The following is a 14,744-nucleotide window of genomic DNA, read 5'->3' on the forward strand; positions in this document are numbered from 1 at the left end:
CGGCTCAGCTCGGCAGGAGCACCGCCAGATCGTCCGGGACGGCGCGGCCGGCGGCGCGGCGCTCGTCGGCGAAGCGGCCGGCCATCGCGGCGAGCTCGGGGTCGCTCCGCCGCTCGAGACCGGAGACGGCCGCGAGCGGGATGCCGCAGAAGACGAGCTTGAGCACGCCGTGCCGCCAGGCGTGGGCGTCGAGATGCTCCTCGGTGAAGCGGCCCATCGCCGCGGCGACCAGGCGGGTGTCGTTGGCGCGCAGGGCGTCCGCGACCAGCTCGCGCCCTGCCGCGGCGACCGGCTCCCCCGCACGGCCGGCGGCGGTCAGCGCGTGCAGCCCGACCAGCACGCCGCGGCGCTCCGCGTCGTCGCCGCGCCGGTAGAGGCGGAGCAGCAGGGCGGCCAGGTCCTCGTCGTCGAGCGCGGAGGCGGCGGCCGCGATCAGCGCCGAGCGCGCCGCGTCGTCCTGGGTGCCGTGCACGAGGCCCTGCGGATCCGCGTCCGGGCGCAGCGGCGCGCGTCCCGCCTCCCGACCCGCGGCCGGGAAGCAGCGCTCGATGCGCCGCGGCTGCTCGCGCAGGACGGCGCAGGCGTCGGCGGTCCACGGGTGCTGCGGCGACTCCGCCCCTGTCCCCCGGGTCCGGATCGCCGCCCGGATCGCCGCCCGCATCGCCGCGAGACTCGCGACCGCGAGGCGCGGCGCGTCGTGCGAGTGCCGCGGCAGCTCCACCGCGGCGATCCCGCGGTAGCCGATCTCCTCGAGCGTCGCGAAGGCGGCCGCGAGATCGAGCACGCCGGTCCCGAGCTCGAGGTGCTCGTGCCGCTCGGGCAGCATGTCGTCGACCTGCACGTTCACCAGCAGGCCGGCGGCGCTGCGGAGGGCACCGACGACGCCGTCCGGCTCGACCACCACGCAGTGGCCGAGGTCGACGGTGAGGCCGAACGCCTCCGGGTCGCCGAGCTCGCGCCGCAGCAGCAGCGCGTCGGCGACGGTCTCGACGAGCATGCCGGGCTCCGGCTCGAAGCCGAGCCGCACGCCGCAGCGCTCGGCCTCGGCGACGACGCCGCGCATCCGCTCGACCAGGAGCCGCCAGCCGCGGGCGCGGTCGACGCCCTCGGGCAGCACCCCCGACCAGAGCGAGACGGCGTCGGCGCCGAGCAGCGCGGCGATCTCGATCGCGCGGTGCAGGAACGCCAGGCGCGGCCCGGCCTCCTCGTCGACCAGGGTCGGCCGGTGCTTCGCGAACGGATCGAGGAGGTAGCGCGCCCCGGTCTCGATCACCACGCGGAAGCCCAGCTCGTCGAGCCGTGCGCGCAGGGCGAGGGTGCGCTCGCGGACGTCGTCGGCGAACGGATCGAGGTGCGGGGTCCCGAGGGTCAGCGCCACCGCCCGGTAGCCGGCGGCGTGCAGCACCGTCAGGGCGTCGTGGAGGGTGTGGTCGGCGAAGCCGTTGGTGCCGTAGCCGAGGACGGGACCAGTGCTGTCCTGCTTGCTCTGCTCCTGCCCGCTCATGTGATGTCCGCCGAGACCCTCGGGCGCCGCAGCGCGACCGCGCCGAGCACGTCCAGACCGAGCAGGACCGCGCCGAGCTCCGGCCGCCGCAGCCCGGCGAGCGCCGCCTGCAGCGGGACCATCCCCGCGATGCCCGAGCGGGTGGCCGTCCGGGCCGAGGCCGCGTCGGGCGTCCGCACGGCCCGCAGCTGCGGCACCAGCACGAGCGCGAGCCAGCGGGCGATCGCGACTCCGACCACCGCCCCGATCGCCGGGCCGCCCTTCGCCCGGACCGCCCCGACCCCCAGCGCGAGCGCGAGCGCGGCCGTGCCGGTGGCCGCCGCTCCCGCGATCGCCGGCCGGGTGCCGTGCACCTCGCCGCGCGAGAGCACGGTGACGCCGAGGGTGTGCGCCGCGACCGCTGCCGAGGCCGGCGCCGCCGCGCGCACGCCGGACGCTCCCGCGCCGAGCAGCACGTCGAGCCCGCGGCAGGCCGCCATCACGACGGGCCCGAGCGGAGTCGGCTTGGCCAGCAGGTCGTACGACCAGATGCTCGCCGCGAGCGGCACGCTCAGCAGGAGCGAGCGGCGCCCGTCGACCAGCGCCGCGACCGCGATCGCCGCCCCGGTCAGCCCGGCCGCCAGCCCGAGCGCGGCGCCGCGCCGGATCCGCCCCGACGGGATCGGCCGCTCCGGCCGCTCCACCGCGTCGAGCTCGGCGTCCGCGTAGTCATTGAGCGCCATGCCCGCGGAGTAGAGGAGCGCGGACGCGAGCGGCAGCGCGACCGTGCGCGCGCCGGTCTCCCGGCCCGCCCACGCCGCTCCGGCCACCGTGTCGCCGAGCACCGAGAGCGCCGCCTTGGCGCGCACGAGCTCGAGCCAGTCGCGCAGCTCAGCCATGGCGGATCGGTCCGACCGCCACGAGCGAGCGCTGGGCGACGGCCGCCCCGGTGCGCGCCGACCAGGCGACCAGCTCGGCGGTCTGCTCCGCGAAGCCGTGCACGTCGCTCCCCCACGGGTCCTTGAAGAAAAAGCCCAGCTCGGCGACGGGGCCCGAGATCCCGGCCGCGTCGGCGAGCGACATCAGCCGCGCCAGGTCCAGGATCAGCGGCGCGGCGAGCGCCGAGTCGTAGGCCGACCAGATGGTCTGCACCGTGATCCGCGAGCCGAGGAAGCCCTCGGCGTGCACGTGGTCCCACGCCGTCTTCACGTCGCCGAGGTCCGGCACGTTGTCGATGTGCAGCGGAGTGACGACCTCGTCGCCGAGCAGGCTCCGGAGGCCCCGGTTCTTCGAGACCAGCTTCGAGCGCACCGCCTCCGGGTCGGCGAGGGTCTGGCCGTCGCCGCCGCCGAGCAGGTTCGCGCCCGCCCAGGACAGCACGCGCATCCCGCGCGCCGTGAACATCGGCGCGAGCACGCTGCGGAGCAGGGTCTCCCCGGTCTTGCCGTCCTGACCCGCGATCGGGATCCCCGCCTCCGCGGCCCACTCCTCGAGCGCGGGCAGCGCCAGCGCCGTGGAGGGGGTGAAGCAGACGTAGGGCGAGCCGGCGGTCATCGCGGCGAGCGCGCTGATCGAGCTCGGCGGCAGCACCGTCTCGCCGGGGCGGGCGAGGGCCGCGCGCAGGGCGGCGAGGTCGTGGAACTCGGGGCGGTCCTTCGGCAGCACCTCGGTCGAGGCGACGTCGATCACGACGACCCGGGCCAGCGCGTGCCGCTCGCGGAACTCGACGATGTCGGCCGCCTGGCGGTCGATCTCGTCCTGCTGCGAGCCGCCCTCGACGCCGAAGGAGCGGCGGATCTCGCCGTCGGTCGCGTCGAGCCGGTCGGCGACCTCGGCGACGACGGAGGTCGGGAACATCCCGCCGGCCGCCAGGCCCATCGCCTTCTCGAGCAGCGGGGTCGACGAGACGTCGTGCCCGCCGATCACGATCGCGTCGAAGCCGGCGAGCGGGACGTCCTCGAAGGCGGGGGTCGCGGTGGCGCAGCCGTTGCTGGGCGCGGCGCCCGAGGCGATCGCGTGCAGGCCGACGGCGGCCGTGGTGGCGACGCTGCCGCGGGCTCCGATCAGCCAGAGGCCGATGCGCTCCTGCTGCGGGGCGCGGTCGGCGGTGGTGGTGCGGGTGGTGCCGGTGGTGCTGTCGGACGAGGTCATCGTTCTCTCCTGTCGGTGGGTGTCGTTCGTGGGGAGGTCGTTCGTGGGTGTGTCATTCGGGGTCTCCTCGCGCGTCGAGATTGCGTCACCTCGCGGCGACTGCTTTCCTCAGGTGTGCCGAGCCGCGACCCGTCCCCCCGAGCCGCCGCGCGCCGTCGCCCGGACGGCGCGTGCACCGACGGCGGGCGCTGAGCGTGGGCGTGCGGGCCGGCTCGCAGACCGGCGACCTGCTGCGGCTCTTCGCCGACGGCCGTCCGCGCACCCGGGCGGAGCTGGTCGAGGAGACGGGCCTCGCCCGCACGGCCGTGATGACGCGGCTCGACCTGTTCTTCGAGCTCGGGCTGATCACGCACCTCGACCGGGCGCCGTCGACCGGCGGCCGCCCGTCGGCACGGCTGGTCTTCGACCCGTCGGTCCGCGCGTTCCTGACCATCGACCTCGGCGCGACGCACTCGACGATCGCGCTGACCGACTTCGACGGCCGCATCGTCGTCGAGCGGCGCGAGGAGCTCGACATCGCGCAGGGCCCGATCCGGGTGCTCGACCACGCGCTCGACGTCTGCGACGAGATCCTCGCCGACGCGCACCTGGCGCCCGAGGCGCTGGCCGGCTTCGGCCTCGGCGTCCCCGGACCCGTCGAGCACGCGAGCGGCCGCCCGGTGCGCCCGCCGATCATGCCCGGCTGGGACGGCTTCGACATCCCCGGCTACATCCGCCGCCGCGTCGACACCACGGTGCTCGTCGACAACGACGTGAACCTGCTGGCCCTGGGCGAGCGCGCCTCGCGCTTCCCGCACGCGCAGGACCTGATCTTCGTGAAGATCAGCACCGGCATCGGCTCGGGCATCGTCTCGGGCGGCGTCCTGCAGCGCGGCGCGCTCGGCGCGGCCGGCGATCTCGGTCACGTGCAGATGCCGCGCACCGCTCCGGAGGCGGCGGACGGCCGCGACGGCGACCTCGAAGCACTGGCGAGCGGCGGCGCCCTGGTGCGCGCGCTGGCCGAGGCGGGGCGCGACGTGCACTCGGTCCGCGATCTGCTGGCGCTCCTGCGCGACCGCGACCCCGAGGCGATCGAGGCGGCGCGCATCGCGGGCCTCCAGATCGGCGAGGTCCTGGCCACCTGCGTGAGCCTGCTGAACCCGTCGGTCATCGTGCTCGGCGGCAGCGTCGCGCTCGCCGCTCCGGAGATCCTGGCCGGGGTGCGCGAGGTCGTCGACCGGCGCTCCCTCCCGCTGGCGACACAGCGCCTGCACGTCGTGACCGCGGAGCTCGGCGGCAGCGGCGGCGTCCGCGGCGCGGCGCTGATGCTGCGGCAGCACCTCCTCGGCCCGAGCAACGTCGACGCGTTCCTCGAGCAGCTCCGCGAGCAGAGCCTCGCCGGCGACTGACGCCCCGCCGAGCACTGACGCCCCGGCGACGACGGAGGTCAGGAGCGCACCCCCGCACGGTCGGTCGCGGACGGGTCGGTCGCGGACGGGTCCGTCGCTGCCGGGTCGGTCGCTTCCCGCGAGATGCCACTTGTGAGCTCGACACGCCGCGCATCCTCGTCAGAAGTGGCATCTCGCCGAGTCTCGGAGGCGCCGGTCGTCGAGGCGCCCGCCACTGCGGCGGCGACGGCGGCGTCGATCCGCCGCTGCTCGCCCGCGGCGCGGCGGCGGCGGCGCACGACCGCCAGGACGATCAGCCCGATCAGCAGCGCCAGCAGCACCAGCGCGCTCCACGGCACGGCCGCGGTCGAGGCCTCGGACGAGACGGCGGCGACCTCGGGCACGGCGGCCGGGTCGGCGGCCTGGCCCGCGACGTCGGCGGTGACGACGGAGCCGGTCAGGGCGATGCGCGCGGTCGCGACGAACAGCGGCCAGACCCCGGCGACGGTGACGCTCCGGCTGGTCGAGCTGCCCGGCAGCAGCTCGGGCAGCGGCTCCGGATCGGTCGCGGCGACGCCGGCGAGACCGAAGAGGCCGGAGACCGCGAGCTCGGCTCCCGGGGCGAGGCGGGTGTTGCCCGCGTTGGTGACGGTGTAGTCGATGGTGGTCGTGCCGGGGGCGAAGGGGTTCCACTCGCCCTGGTACGAGACGGCGAGGCCGTCGACCGAGAGACGCGGGGCGAGGTCGCCGCCGACGCGGAGGTACATCCGCGAGCCGAGGCGGCGGTCGACCGAGACCCCGGTCTCGCCCTGGACGAGGATCGAGGAGACGACGCCGGCGGCGTAGTCGCCCGGCACGGCGTCGGCCGGCACCTCGAGCTGGAACGGGATCTGCACGCTCTCACCCGCGGGGACGACGACGTCCGGGGCCTCGAACGAGATCCAGCTGCCCAGCTGGGTGGACGGCTCGGCGGCCGGCAGCAGGTCGAGCTGCCCCGCCTCGGTGAGGAAGCCGTCGGAGCCGTAGACGCGGAAGGTCTGGTCCTCGTCGTCGTAGTTGGAGACGATCAGCGCGTCGCTCAGCTGCCCGCCCGGCTCGAGCGCGTAGGCGTAGTTCGGCCGGTCGCTGCCCTGCTCGGTGTCGGCGGGCCGCACCCCCCAGGTCACCGGCGAGCTCGCCGTCTCCGCGAGGGCCTGCGCCGGCAGAACAGCGGCCCCGATCCCGACGACGAGCAGGACACCGAGCGAGCGGAGTGTGGAGCGGAACATCATCGTCCAGCCTTTCGAGGGGAGGTGGCCTCCGCGAGATGCCAGTTGTGCACGCGACACGCCGTGGAGAGCGTGCACAAGTGGCATCTCGCGGAGGAGGAGAGAGGGAGGGGGCGACCGGCCCCCGCGAGGAGGCCGGTCGCCCGGGGTGGCTAGCCGAGCGCCGTGAGCGTCAGCGTGGCCGTGTAGGTGCCGGTTCCGACCGACAGCGGGAGCTGCAGGTCGAGGTCGGCGCCGAGGACCGAGGATCCGGTCGGGTGCCCGGCCGCGGCGGAGCCGAGGACGCGAGCGGTGGACAGGCCCTCGCCCGAGACGAACCCGGAGACGACGGGGGCACCGGCGACGGCACCGCCCTCGTTCTCCAGGACCTTCGGGGTCCAGCCGAGGTACTTGCCCGAGACCGTCTGGTCGCCGGCACGGAAGTCGCTGATCTGAGCGGTCACCGACCATTCCGGTCCGGACAGGCGCGAGTCGGTCACGCGGACCGGCACGAGCTCGCCCGACGCGGCGAAGTGGTCGCCCTGCTCCTCGGCGACACCGAGGTTCACCAGGTTGCTGGTGCCCTCGAGGCTCCAGGTCAGCTCGCCCTCGCGCGCGTCCGGCACGATGACGGCGACCGCCTGGTCGCCCTCCGCCGCGGCGCCCGCGGCCGTGCCGGTGAAGTCCCCGTCGACCCCGGCCGCGGTGTTGCCCGCGCCGAAGTTCACCGCCGGAGCGTTCTCGGCCAGGGAGATGCGCCCGCCGACCGTCGAGCCCGCGAGCTGGACGTTGCCGGAGTTGCCCGAGAGCACGAGGTTCCCGCCGACGGTGTTGCCGAGCGCAGCCGCGGAGCCGTCCTCGTTCGCGCCGAGGAGCACGCCGCGCGAGGATCCGCTGACCGTGAGCGAGCCGCCGACGATCGCGCCGCCGACGCTCACGCCGAAGTCGCTCCCGGCGAAGGTCGCGTCGCCGCCGACGCTGGTGCGCGCCACGTCGACGTAGTTCGCCGCGTCGGTGCTGACCGAGCCGTCGACCGAGACGTCGCTGAGCTCGACGTCGATCCCGCCCGCCTCGACCATGCCCGCGACGGTGAGGTCGCGGAGGTAGAGGAAGCCGGCGCGCGAGCCCTCGGAGAACGACACGACGTCGCCGCCGACGCTGGTGCCGTCGATCGAGATGCCGTAGGCGTCCGTGCCGATGACGTCGCCCTCGATCGTCGCCGAGGTGGCATCGAGCCAGGCGTCGTCGCCGACGGTGATCGAGCCCTGCACGACGACGTTGCCCAGCACGCAGGTCTCGCCGGCGGCGACGTTCAGGTCGCCCGCGATCGTCGTGTTGCCGAGCTCGGTCGTGCACTCGGTCGTCGCCGCGAAGGCCGACGGTGCCGCGACCATCGCGAGGGACGCGGCCGCGAGGACCGCCGTGGGCGTCTTCCACTTCATGGGGGTTCTCCTCGGTGCGCCGGTGCGCGTGGTGGTGCGGGGAAGGAAGGCGCCGGCGCGGCGCGAGGACTCAGCCACGGAGCGCCTCGATGGCGTCGTAGCTGCGCGCGGCGTTGCCGAGCGAGTTCACCGGGTTGGGCGCGACGGCCTGGGTGGGCGCGGTGTCCTGCTCCCAGACTCCGTAGCGCTGGCCGCGGTCGCGCAGCTCCGACAGGAACGCCTGGTACGGCAGGTTGCCCGCGCCGAACTCGATGATGTCGTAGCCGTTGGTGTTGGCGTTGTTCGTCTTGCCGTCCTTGAGGTGCAGGATCGGGTAGCGGCGCGGGTTGCGCTTGATGTAGTCGAGCGGCTCGAAGCCCGGGTAGAGCTTCTTGCCCACGTAGGCCCAGTAGACGTCCATCTCGAGGTAGACGTGCTTCGGGTCCGTGTTGTCGTAGAACACGTCGTACAGGCGCGTCGTCGGGTCGTCCGAGCCGAAGGCGAACTCGCCCGCGTGGTTGTGCTGGTAGAGCTTCATGCCGGCGGCCGAGACCTGCTGGCCCCAGGCGTTCCACTCGTCGGCGGCCGCGCGGTAGCCCGCGACGGTGTTGACGTTGGTCGGCGCGTTGCCGGTGCCGAGGTGCGGGGTGCCGAGGATCTGCGCGATCTCGATCTGCTTCCCCAGCTCCGAGCGGAGCAGGTTGGTGCCGACGTGCGAGCCGACGGCCCGCAGGCCGTTGTCGTCGAGCAGCTGGCGGATCTCCTGGGGGGTGATCGCGCCGACGTTGCCCTGGGTGTAGCCGGCGAACTCGATCTCGCTGTAGCCGATGCGGCCCAGCTCCTCGAAGACGGCGCGGAAGCCGATCGACGAGACCTTGTCGCGGACGCTGTAGAGCTGGATCCCGATCCGGTTGATCGGGACGAGGCGGTTGGCGCCGGACGAGGGCGCGGGAGCCGCGAGGGCGGGGGACGCGAGGGCCCCGGCCCCGACTCCGACGGCGACCGTCGAGGCGGCGAGCGCCGTCATCAGCGCGCGTCGGCTCATCGGCTTGGCCGAGATGGATCCGTGGTGGTGGTGCATTGTCTCTCCTTCGAAACGGAACATGCAGATGGATCAGGGGGGAGGACCGGCCGGCCCGTGCTCTCGGCGCGAGCCGGCCGGTCCTGCCGCGGCTACTGCTGGACGGTGAGGTTCAGCAGCGTCGACGCGGCGTTGGTGTTCGCCGTGGCGGTGTGGGTGACGGTCAGCTTGTAGCTGCCCGCCGCGAGCTTCGGCAGGGTCACGACGACCTTCCCGTTCTCGTCGAGGGTGCCGGTGAGCATCGCGACGGTGGAGAGGTTCCTCTTCACCATCACGGTGACCTGGCCGGTCCCGGCGACTCCGGTCGACGTCGTCGCGTCGACCGAGACCTGCGCGCTGGCGCCCGGCTTGACCGGGTTCGGCGAGACGGTCGCGGTGAGCACGGAGTCGGCCTTCGACACGATCAGGCGGGCGGTGCCGGCCGAGGCCTTGAAGGTCCCGTCCGCTCCGTACGCCGCGCGGAAGGTGTGCGTCCCGGCCCCGAGGGTCTGCGGCAGGGCGATGGTCGCCTTCCCGCCCTCGAGGGCGCTGCGGCCGATCTCGGTGTCGCCCTCGTAGAGGACGACCTCGCCGCCGGGGGTGCCGCCCTGACCGGAGACGGTGACCGTCGCCGATCCGGGAGCGCCGAAGGTCACGCGGGGCGCGGTGAGCGCCACGGTCGTGGTCGAGTCGACGGTCGGCGCGTTCCCCGCGGCGAGGTCGATGGTGAACGAGACCGAGCCGACCGCCGAGACGTTGCCGCCGGTGTCGGTGGCGCGGTACTGCACCGTGCGGGCGCCGTTCGTGGTGAAGGGCACCGAGTAGGCGCCGTTCGCGGCGCGGACCGTGGTCCACGTCGCCCCGTTGTCGACCGAGTACTGCACGCTGGCGAGCGCGCCGTTGTCGGTCGCCGCCAGGTTGAGGTTCACCGCGCGGTTGTAGACGCCGCCGACGCCGGTGGGCGCTGCGGGGTCGAGGGTCGCGCTGACGGTCGGCGCCGTCTTGTCACCGGCACCCGCACCCTGGAAGGTGAGGGAGTCGAGCGACAGACCGGAGGGCGAGGTCACGTAGAGCGAGCCGGTACCGGTGGGCTGACCGGAGAACGGCACGAGGACGTCCTGCCAGCCGGCGCCGGCGGGGATGATCGCCGTTCCGAAGGGCGCCGCGTCGGCGGCGTTCCAGCGGAGGTCGACGGTGCCCTCACCGGTGGCGCGGACCACGACGCCGGTCAGGTTCGCGAGGTTCACCGGGTCCCAGCGCAGGAAGGATCCCGCACCGAGTCCGCTGACCGCATTGCCGCCGCTCGCCGCGGTGTCCGCGTAGGGCAGGACGCCCTCGCGGGCGGCGTGCTCCGCCTCCTGCGTCTTCGGGTTCAGCCGCAGCGTCGCCTCGGCCGCGGCCGGCGGCAGTCCGTTGTAGCCGGCGTCCGTGTAGGTCACGACGACGGTGCCGTAGAGCAGCGCGCCGGGGCCGTGCTCGGGCGAGTCCTTCGACGTCGGGAACGCTCCCGTGGCACCGGTGCCGGTGACCTCGGGGTGGGCGTGCTCGTCGTGGCCGAGACCGTAGGTCCAGCCCACGCGGCTGCCGACGATCTGGTCGCCGTCCTCCGCGTCACGACCGGTCACCCGGTAGGGGATCGCGTCGCCCCACTCGAAGAACGACCCGTTGCCGGGCGTCGTGATCTCGATCTGCGGCGCCTGGTTGCCCACCGAGATCACCCGGGAGGTGAGGCTGAACTTGCCCTTGGCGTCGGTGACGCGCAGGCGGGCCGTGAACTGGCCGAGCTCGGTGTAGGTGTTCGTCACGGTGACGCCCGAGGCGTCGAAGGTCCCGTTGCCGTCGAAGTCCCAGTCGTAGGTGAGCGCGTCGCCCTCGGGGTCGGAGGATCCCTTGGCGTCGAACGTCACCTCGAGCGGCGTCTCGGAGGCGGACAGCGGCGTCGCGGTGAAGCGCGCCTGCGGGGCCTTGTTGCCCTCGGCGTAGTCGATCCGGTACAGGCCGGCGTCGGGGTTGGCGCGGAAGAAGCCGTCGCCGTACTCGAGCACGTACATCGACCCGTCGGGGCCGAACTCCATGTCCATGGGGTTGTCGTGGATCGGCTGGTTGCGCGAGCTCAGCGCCGTGTTGGGCAGGAAGTCCTCGATGTGCGTGACCGCGCGGTCCTCATCGAGCGTGAACGCCGCGATGTAGTCCTGCGAGAACTCGCCGAAGAAGGTCTTCTCGTTCCAGTACGCCGGGAACTTCGACGTCGAGGGGTTCTCCTCGTCGAAGTGGTAGACCGGTCCGCCCATCGGGCCCTGGCCGGAGCTCGTCCCGAAGTTCACGAGCTCGTCGTACGGCTGGTCGCCGGGGTTGTCGCCGTAGTAGACGGTCGCCGGCGTGGCCGCCGGGATGTCGACGAGGCCGGTGTTCCACCGCGAGTTGTTCTTGAGGTTCTGCGGGTCGAAGAAGCCGCGGGGCGTCGCCGTCTCGAAGTTCCACTCGTTGTACGGCAGGTTCGGGCCGTGGACGTAGGGCCAGCCGGAGTTCTGCGGCTGGTCGAGACCGGTCGCGTTCCACTCCACGAGACCCATCGGGCCGCGCACGCCGTCGGCCGCAGCGGCCTTCGTCGCGTCGGGACCGTAGTCGCCCCAGGAGAGGGTGTTCGTCTCGGCGTCGACGTCGATCTTGAACGGGTTGCGCACGCCCATCACGAAGATCTCGGGACGGGTCTTCTCGGTGCCCACCGGGAAGAGGTTGCCCTCGGGGATCGTGTACGAGCCGTCCTCCTGGACCGTGATCCGGAGGATCTTGCCGCGCAGGTCGTTCGTGTTGCCGGCGCCGCGACGCGAGTCGAAGCCTGGGTTCATGCCGGGCGCGTCGTTGTTCGGCGCGAAGCCCGCGGCCCCCGGAGCGCTCGCCGGCGTGTTGTCGCCGGTCGAGAGGTACAGGTTGCCGTCGGCGTCCCAGTCGAAGTCGGCGCCCACGTGGCAGCACTGCCCGCGCTGCGCCTCGACCTCGATGATCTTCTGCTCGCTCGCCATGTCGAGTCCGGAGCCGGTCCACTTGAACCGGGAGAGGCGGTTGACGCCCTTCCACTGGTCCCAGTAGCTCTCGTCCTCGCCCGCGGGGAGCATGTTCGGAGCCGCGCCGGTCGGCGTGCCGCTCTGGGGCGCGTAGACCAGGTAGACCCACTGGTTCTCGGCGAAGTCGGGGTCGACGCCGACACCCTGGAGTCCGTCCTCCGAGTTCTGGTAGACGGGGATCGTGGCCACGACGCGCGTGGTGCCGGTCTGCGGATCGGTGTGGCGGATCTCGCCGTTCCGTGCCGTGTGCAGGACCGACTTGTCCGGGAGGACGGCGAGGTCGATCGGTTCGCCGACGTTCTTCGTCAGCAGCACCTTCTCGTAGTTGCTCCAGTCGAGCGCGGACTCCGCACCCGGCTCCGAGCCGTGGTCCACTCCGTCGTGGGCCGAGGCGGGCAGGCCGAGGGCGGTGAGTCCGGAGACCGTCACCATCCCGGCGATGCCGAGGGCGAAGAGAGACCTGATGCTTCTCTTCGTGGATCGCTTACCATTCATGCGTGATGTGATTCCTTCAACGAGGTGTTCATCGCAGAGGCCGGGTCCGTCTCTGTCCGCACGACGTGCGGACCCGGTCTCCTCTGGTCGGCCCGTGGGCCGATGTCTTCGTCGTCGCCTCCTCTCGCGGCATGCTGTCGTGGCGCCGGTCGCTCCTTTGATACGGGAGCGGTTCCGGCTGGTCCGGGCCGGCGCGGGGTCTCCCCCGCGCCGGCAGATCAGTGGCTCAGGACTCGAAGGCCGAGGGCAGGTACTCGGCGACGTTGTCCTTGGTGACGACCGGCGCGAAGAGCTGGATCTGGCGCGGGACGCCGAGCGAGGTGGTGTCGCTCATCGACTTGTTCTGCTCGACGAGGCGGGCGAGCTTGATGCCGTCCGCGGCCTGGGTCGAGGGGTAGACGACCGTGGCCTTGACGACGGAGTCGTCGGCCTCGATCGCGCGCATCATGTTCGCCGAGCCGGCGCCGCCGACGAGGATGAACTCGTCGCGACCGGCGCTGTCGATCGCCGCGAGGACGCCGACGCCCTGGTCGTCGTCGTGGTTCCAGATCGCGTCGATCCGGGGCGCGGCCTGGAGGAGGTTGGCCGCGGCCTGCTCGCCGCCCTGCACGGTGAAGTCGGCGGCGACGCGGTTGTCCACGTCGAGTCCGCAGCCCTCGAGCGCGTCGGCGAAGCCCTGGCTGCGGTCCTGCGTCAGCGGGAGGGAGTCGATGCCGGCGATCTCCGCCACGACCGCGTCCGGGTTGTCGCCGAGCTGCTCGCAGAGGTAGGTGCCGGCGCTGACGCCCATGCCGTAGTTGTCGCCGAGCACGGTCGAGCGGGCGGCGAAGGGGCTGGAGAACTCGCGGTCGACATTGATGACGGTGATGCCCGCCTCCATCGCCTGGGTCGCGACCTCGGTCAGCGCGGCGCCGTCGATCGGCAGCAGCACGATCGCGTCGACGCCGTCGTTGATGAAGGTCTCGACCTGGCTGATCTGCAGGTTGACGTCGTTGGTGCCCTCCGCGGTGCGGAGCTCGACGTCGTCGTACTTCTCCGCCTCGGCGAGCGCGGCGCGGCTGACCGCGCCCATCCAGCCGTGGTCGGCGGCGGGGGCGGTGAAGCCGATCACCACGTTGTCGCCCGAGGCGTCGTTGTCCGAGGCGGCGACCGCGGCGGCGCTGCCGCCGCCGGCGGCGTTCCCGGTCTCGACGGGGGCGTTGGAGATGCAGCCGGTGAGCATCAGCGCGACGGCGCCGAAGGCGAAGCCGGCAGTGCCCAGGCGAGCGGTGCGGCCCAGTCGGGTCGTGCGGTCCAGGCGGGAGCCGGAGGGGTGGCGAACGGACATGGAAGTGATCTCCTTCGATGGATCCATGAGGGGCCGCAGGGCACAGCGGTGCCTGCGGAGGGTGACCGAGGTGGTCGAGGTGGATGCTGTCGGTGCTGGGAAAGGGGGCGCGTGCCCCGGGAAGAGGTCGGGGCCTCTCGGCCCCTCGGGTCAGGACTTGCCGCGGGCGGCGAAGCGCTGCTGCAGCAGGACGGCGGCGACGATGATCGCGCCCTTCGCGACGGCCTGGGCCGAGGTCGACATGTTGTTCTGCGTGAAGACGTTGGTGAGGGTCGTGAAGATCAGGACGCCGAACACGGTGCCGACGATGGTGCCGCGGCCGCCGGCGAGCAGCGTGCCGCCGACCACGACCGCCGCGATGGCGTCGAGCTCGTACAGCTGGCCGTGGGTCGAGGTGCCGGCCGTGGTGCGGGCGAGCATCATCACCGCGGCGATGCCGGCGGTGAGCCCGGCGAGGCCGTAGACGTACATGGTGTGCCGGCGGACCTTGATGCCGGCGAGGCGGGCCGCCTCCGGGTTGCCGCCGACCGCGATGGTGCGGCGGCCGAAGGTGGTGCGGTTGAGCAGGATCCAGCCGGCCACCGCGACGACCACGAAGATCAGCACGAGGACGGGGATGCCGAGCACGTCGGCGCGGAAGAAGTCGAGGAACGGGGTGACCGTGACGATCTGCGTCTGCCGGTTCGAGATCAGCTCCGCGAAGCCGCGGGCGGCGACGAGCATCGCCAGCGTCGCCATGAACGCGACGACGCGGCCGTAGGCGATCAGCGCCCCGTTGATCAGACCGCAGACGAGGCCCACGAGCACCGCGGTGAGCACGATGACCAGCCAGGAGGTGTTCGCCGCGTAGTACTGCGTCGACACAGTGCTCGCCCAGACCGTCGCGAGCCCCATCACCGAGCCGACCGAGAGGTCGATGCCGCCCGAGGTGATGACGAAGGTCATGCCGATGCTCAGCACGCCGATCACGGCGGCCAGGCGGAGGATCGTCAGCACGTTGTCGACGCTGGCGAAGCGCTCCCCCGCGGTGGCGAACCCGACGATGCAGAGGATGACCAGCGCGAGCACCAGACCGACGTTCCGGCCGAGCGAGCCGCCCATGATCCCGCGGAGCCCGGAGCGGGCGTC

The 14,744-nt window shown here is 73.1% G+C and carries 10 protein-coding genes; 1 reads left to right on the top strand and 9 read right to left on the bottom strand.

Features of this window, described 5'->3' with window-relative positions:
* Nucleotides 1–4: 4 nt before the first annotated feature.
* The 3 genes from HRK28_RS20055 to HRK28_RS07380 are packed head-to-tail and all read right to left on the bottom strand — an operon-like array spanning nucleotide 5 to nucleotide 3,634.
* Nucleotides 5–1,504, bottom strand: coding sequence for an EboA domain-containing protein (locus HRK28_RS20055; RefSeq protein WP_173250854.1), 1,500 nt, complete (start codon nucleotides 1,502–1,504; stop codon nucleotides 5–7).
* Nucleotides 1,501–2,382, bottom strand: a complete 882-nt coding sequence (locus HRK28_RS07375; protein ID WP_173250855.1) for an SCO3242 family prenyltransferase — start codon at nucleotides 2,380–2,382, stop codon at nucleotides 1,501–1,503. Before HRK28_RS07375 ends, HRK28_RS20055 begins: the two co-directional genes overlap by 4 nt.
* A complete protein-coding gene (locus HRK28_RS07380; RefSeq protein ID WP_173250856.1) occupies nucleotides 2,375–3,634 on the bottom strand; it encodes an inositol-3-phosphate synthase in 1,260 nt (419 codons plus the stop codon). Before HRK28_RS07380 ends, HRK28_RS07375 begins: the two co-directional genes overlap by 8 nt.
* Before the next feature lie 170 nt (nucleotides 3,635–3,804).
* On the opposite strand from HRK28_RS07380, the gene HRK28_RS07385 reads away from it, so the two are divergent.
* Nucleotides 3,805–5,022, top strand: a complete 1,218-nt coding sequence (locus HRK28_RS07385; protein ID WP_244231752.1) for an ROK family protein — start codon at nucleotides 3,805–3,807, stop codon at nucleotides 5,020–5,022.
* A gap of 38 nt (nucleotides 5,023–5,060) precedes the next feature.
* Here the strand turns inward: HRK28_RS07385 and HRK28_RS07390 are convergent, their stop codons facing one another.
* From HRK28_RS07390 to HRK28_RS07415, 6 genes are all read right to left on the bottom strand, one after another.
* Entirely contained in the window at nucleotides 5,061–6,269 is a 1,209-nt protein-coding gene (locus HRK28_RS07390) for a hypothetical protein (protein WP_173250857.1), read from the bottom strand.
* Between the two features lie 152 nt (nucleotides 6,270–6,421).
* Nucleotides 6,422–7,690, bottom strand: a complete 1,269-nt coding sequence (locus HRK28_RS07395) for a hypothetical protein (protein ID WP_173250858.1) — start codon at nucleotides 7,688–7,690, stop codon at nucleotides 6,422–6,424.
* A 70-nt stretch (nucleotides 7,691–7,760) separates the two neighbouring features.
* A complete protein-coding gene (locus HRK28_RS07400; RefSeq protein WP_244231751.1) occupies nucleotides 7,761–8,750 on the bottom strand; it encodes a sugar phosphate isomerase/epimerase in 990 nt (329 codons plus the stop codon).
* Between the two features lie 92 nt (nucleotides 8,751–8,842).
* The gene (locus HRK28_RS07405) at nucleotides 8,843–12,289 is read right to left on the bottom strand and encodes a PQQ-dependent sugar dehydrogenase (protein WP_173250859.1); all 3,447 of its coding nucleotides are present in this window, start codon (nucleotides 12,287–12,289) and stop codon (nucleotides 8,843–8,845) included.
* 226 nt (nucleotides 12,290–12,515) lie between these two features.
* On the bottom strand, nucleotides 12,516–13,511 hold the full coding sequence (locus HRK28_RS07410) for a substrate-binding domain-containing protein (protein ID WP_173251014.1): 996 nt from the start codon (nucleotides 13,509–13,511) through the stop codon (nucleotides 12,516–12,518).
* Nucleotides 13,512–13,766: 255 nt separating this feature from the next.
* Entirely contained in the window at nucleotides 13,767–14,717 is a 951-nt protein-coding gene (locus HRK28_RS07415; protein WP_160091194.1) for an ABC transporter permease, read from the bottom strand.
* Nucleotides 14,718–14,744 lie beyond the last annotated feature (27 nt).

It is taken from the genome of Rathayibacter sp. VKM Ac-2835, from assembly GCF_013266705.1.
GTDB lineage: Bacteria > Actinomycetota > Actinomycetes > Actinomycetales > Microbacteriaceae > Rathayibacter.

Coding starts and splice junctions, on each gene's coding strand:
- HRK28_RS20055 (WP_173250854.1), bottom strand. CDS start 1,504: ATGAGCGGGCAGGAGCAGAGCAAGCAGGACAGCACTGGTCCCGTCCTC.
- HRK28_RS07375 (WP_173250855.1), bottom strand. CDS start 2,382: ATGGCTGAGCTGCGCGACTGGCTCGAGCTCGTGCGCGCCAAGGCGGCG.
- HRK28_RS07380 (WP_173250856.1), bottom strand. CDS start 3,634: ATGACCTCGTCCGACAGCACCACCGGCACCACCCGCACCACCACCGCC.
- HRK28_RS07390 (WP_173250857.1), bottom strand. CDS start 6,269: ATGTTCCGCTCCACACTCCGCTCGCTCGGTGTCCTGCTCGTCGTCGGG.
- HRK28_RS07395 (WP_173250858.1), bottom strand. CDS start 7,690: ATGAAGTGGAAGACGCCCACGGCGGTCCTCGCGGCCGCGTCCCTCGCG.
- HRK28_RS07400 (WP_244231751.1), bottom strand. CDS start 8,750: ATGCACCACCACCACGGATCCATCTCGGCCAAGCCGATGAGCCGACGC.
- HRK28_RS07405 (WP_173250859.1), bottom strand. CDS start 12,289: ATGAATGGTAAGCGATCCACGAAGAGAAGCATCAGGTCTCTCTTCGCC.
- HRK28_RS07410 (WP_173251014.1), bottom strand. CDS start 13,511: ATGCTCACCGGCTGCATCTCCAACGCCCCCGTCGAGACCGGGAACGCC.
- HRK28_RS07415 (WP_160091194.1), bottom strand. CDS start 14,717: ATGGGCGGCTCGCTCGGCCGGAACGTCGGTCTGGTGCTCGCGCTGGTC.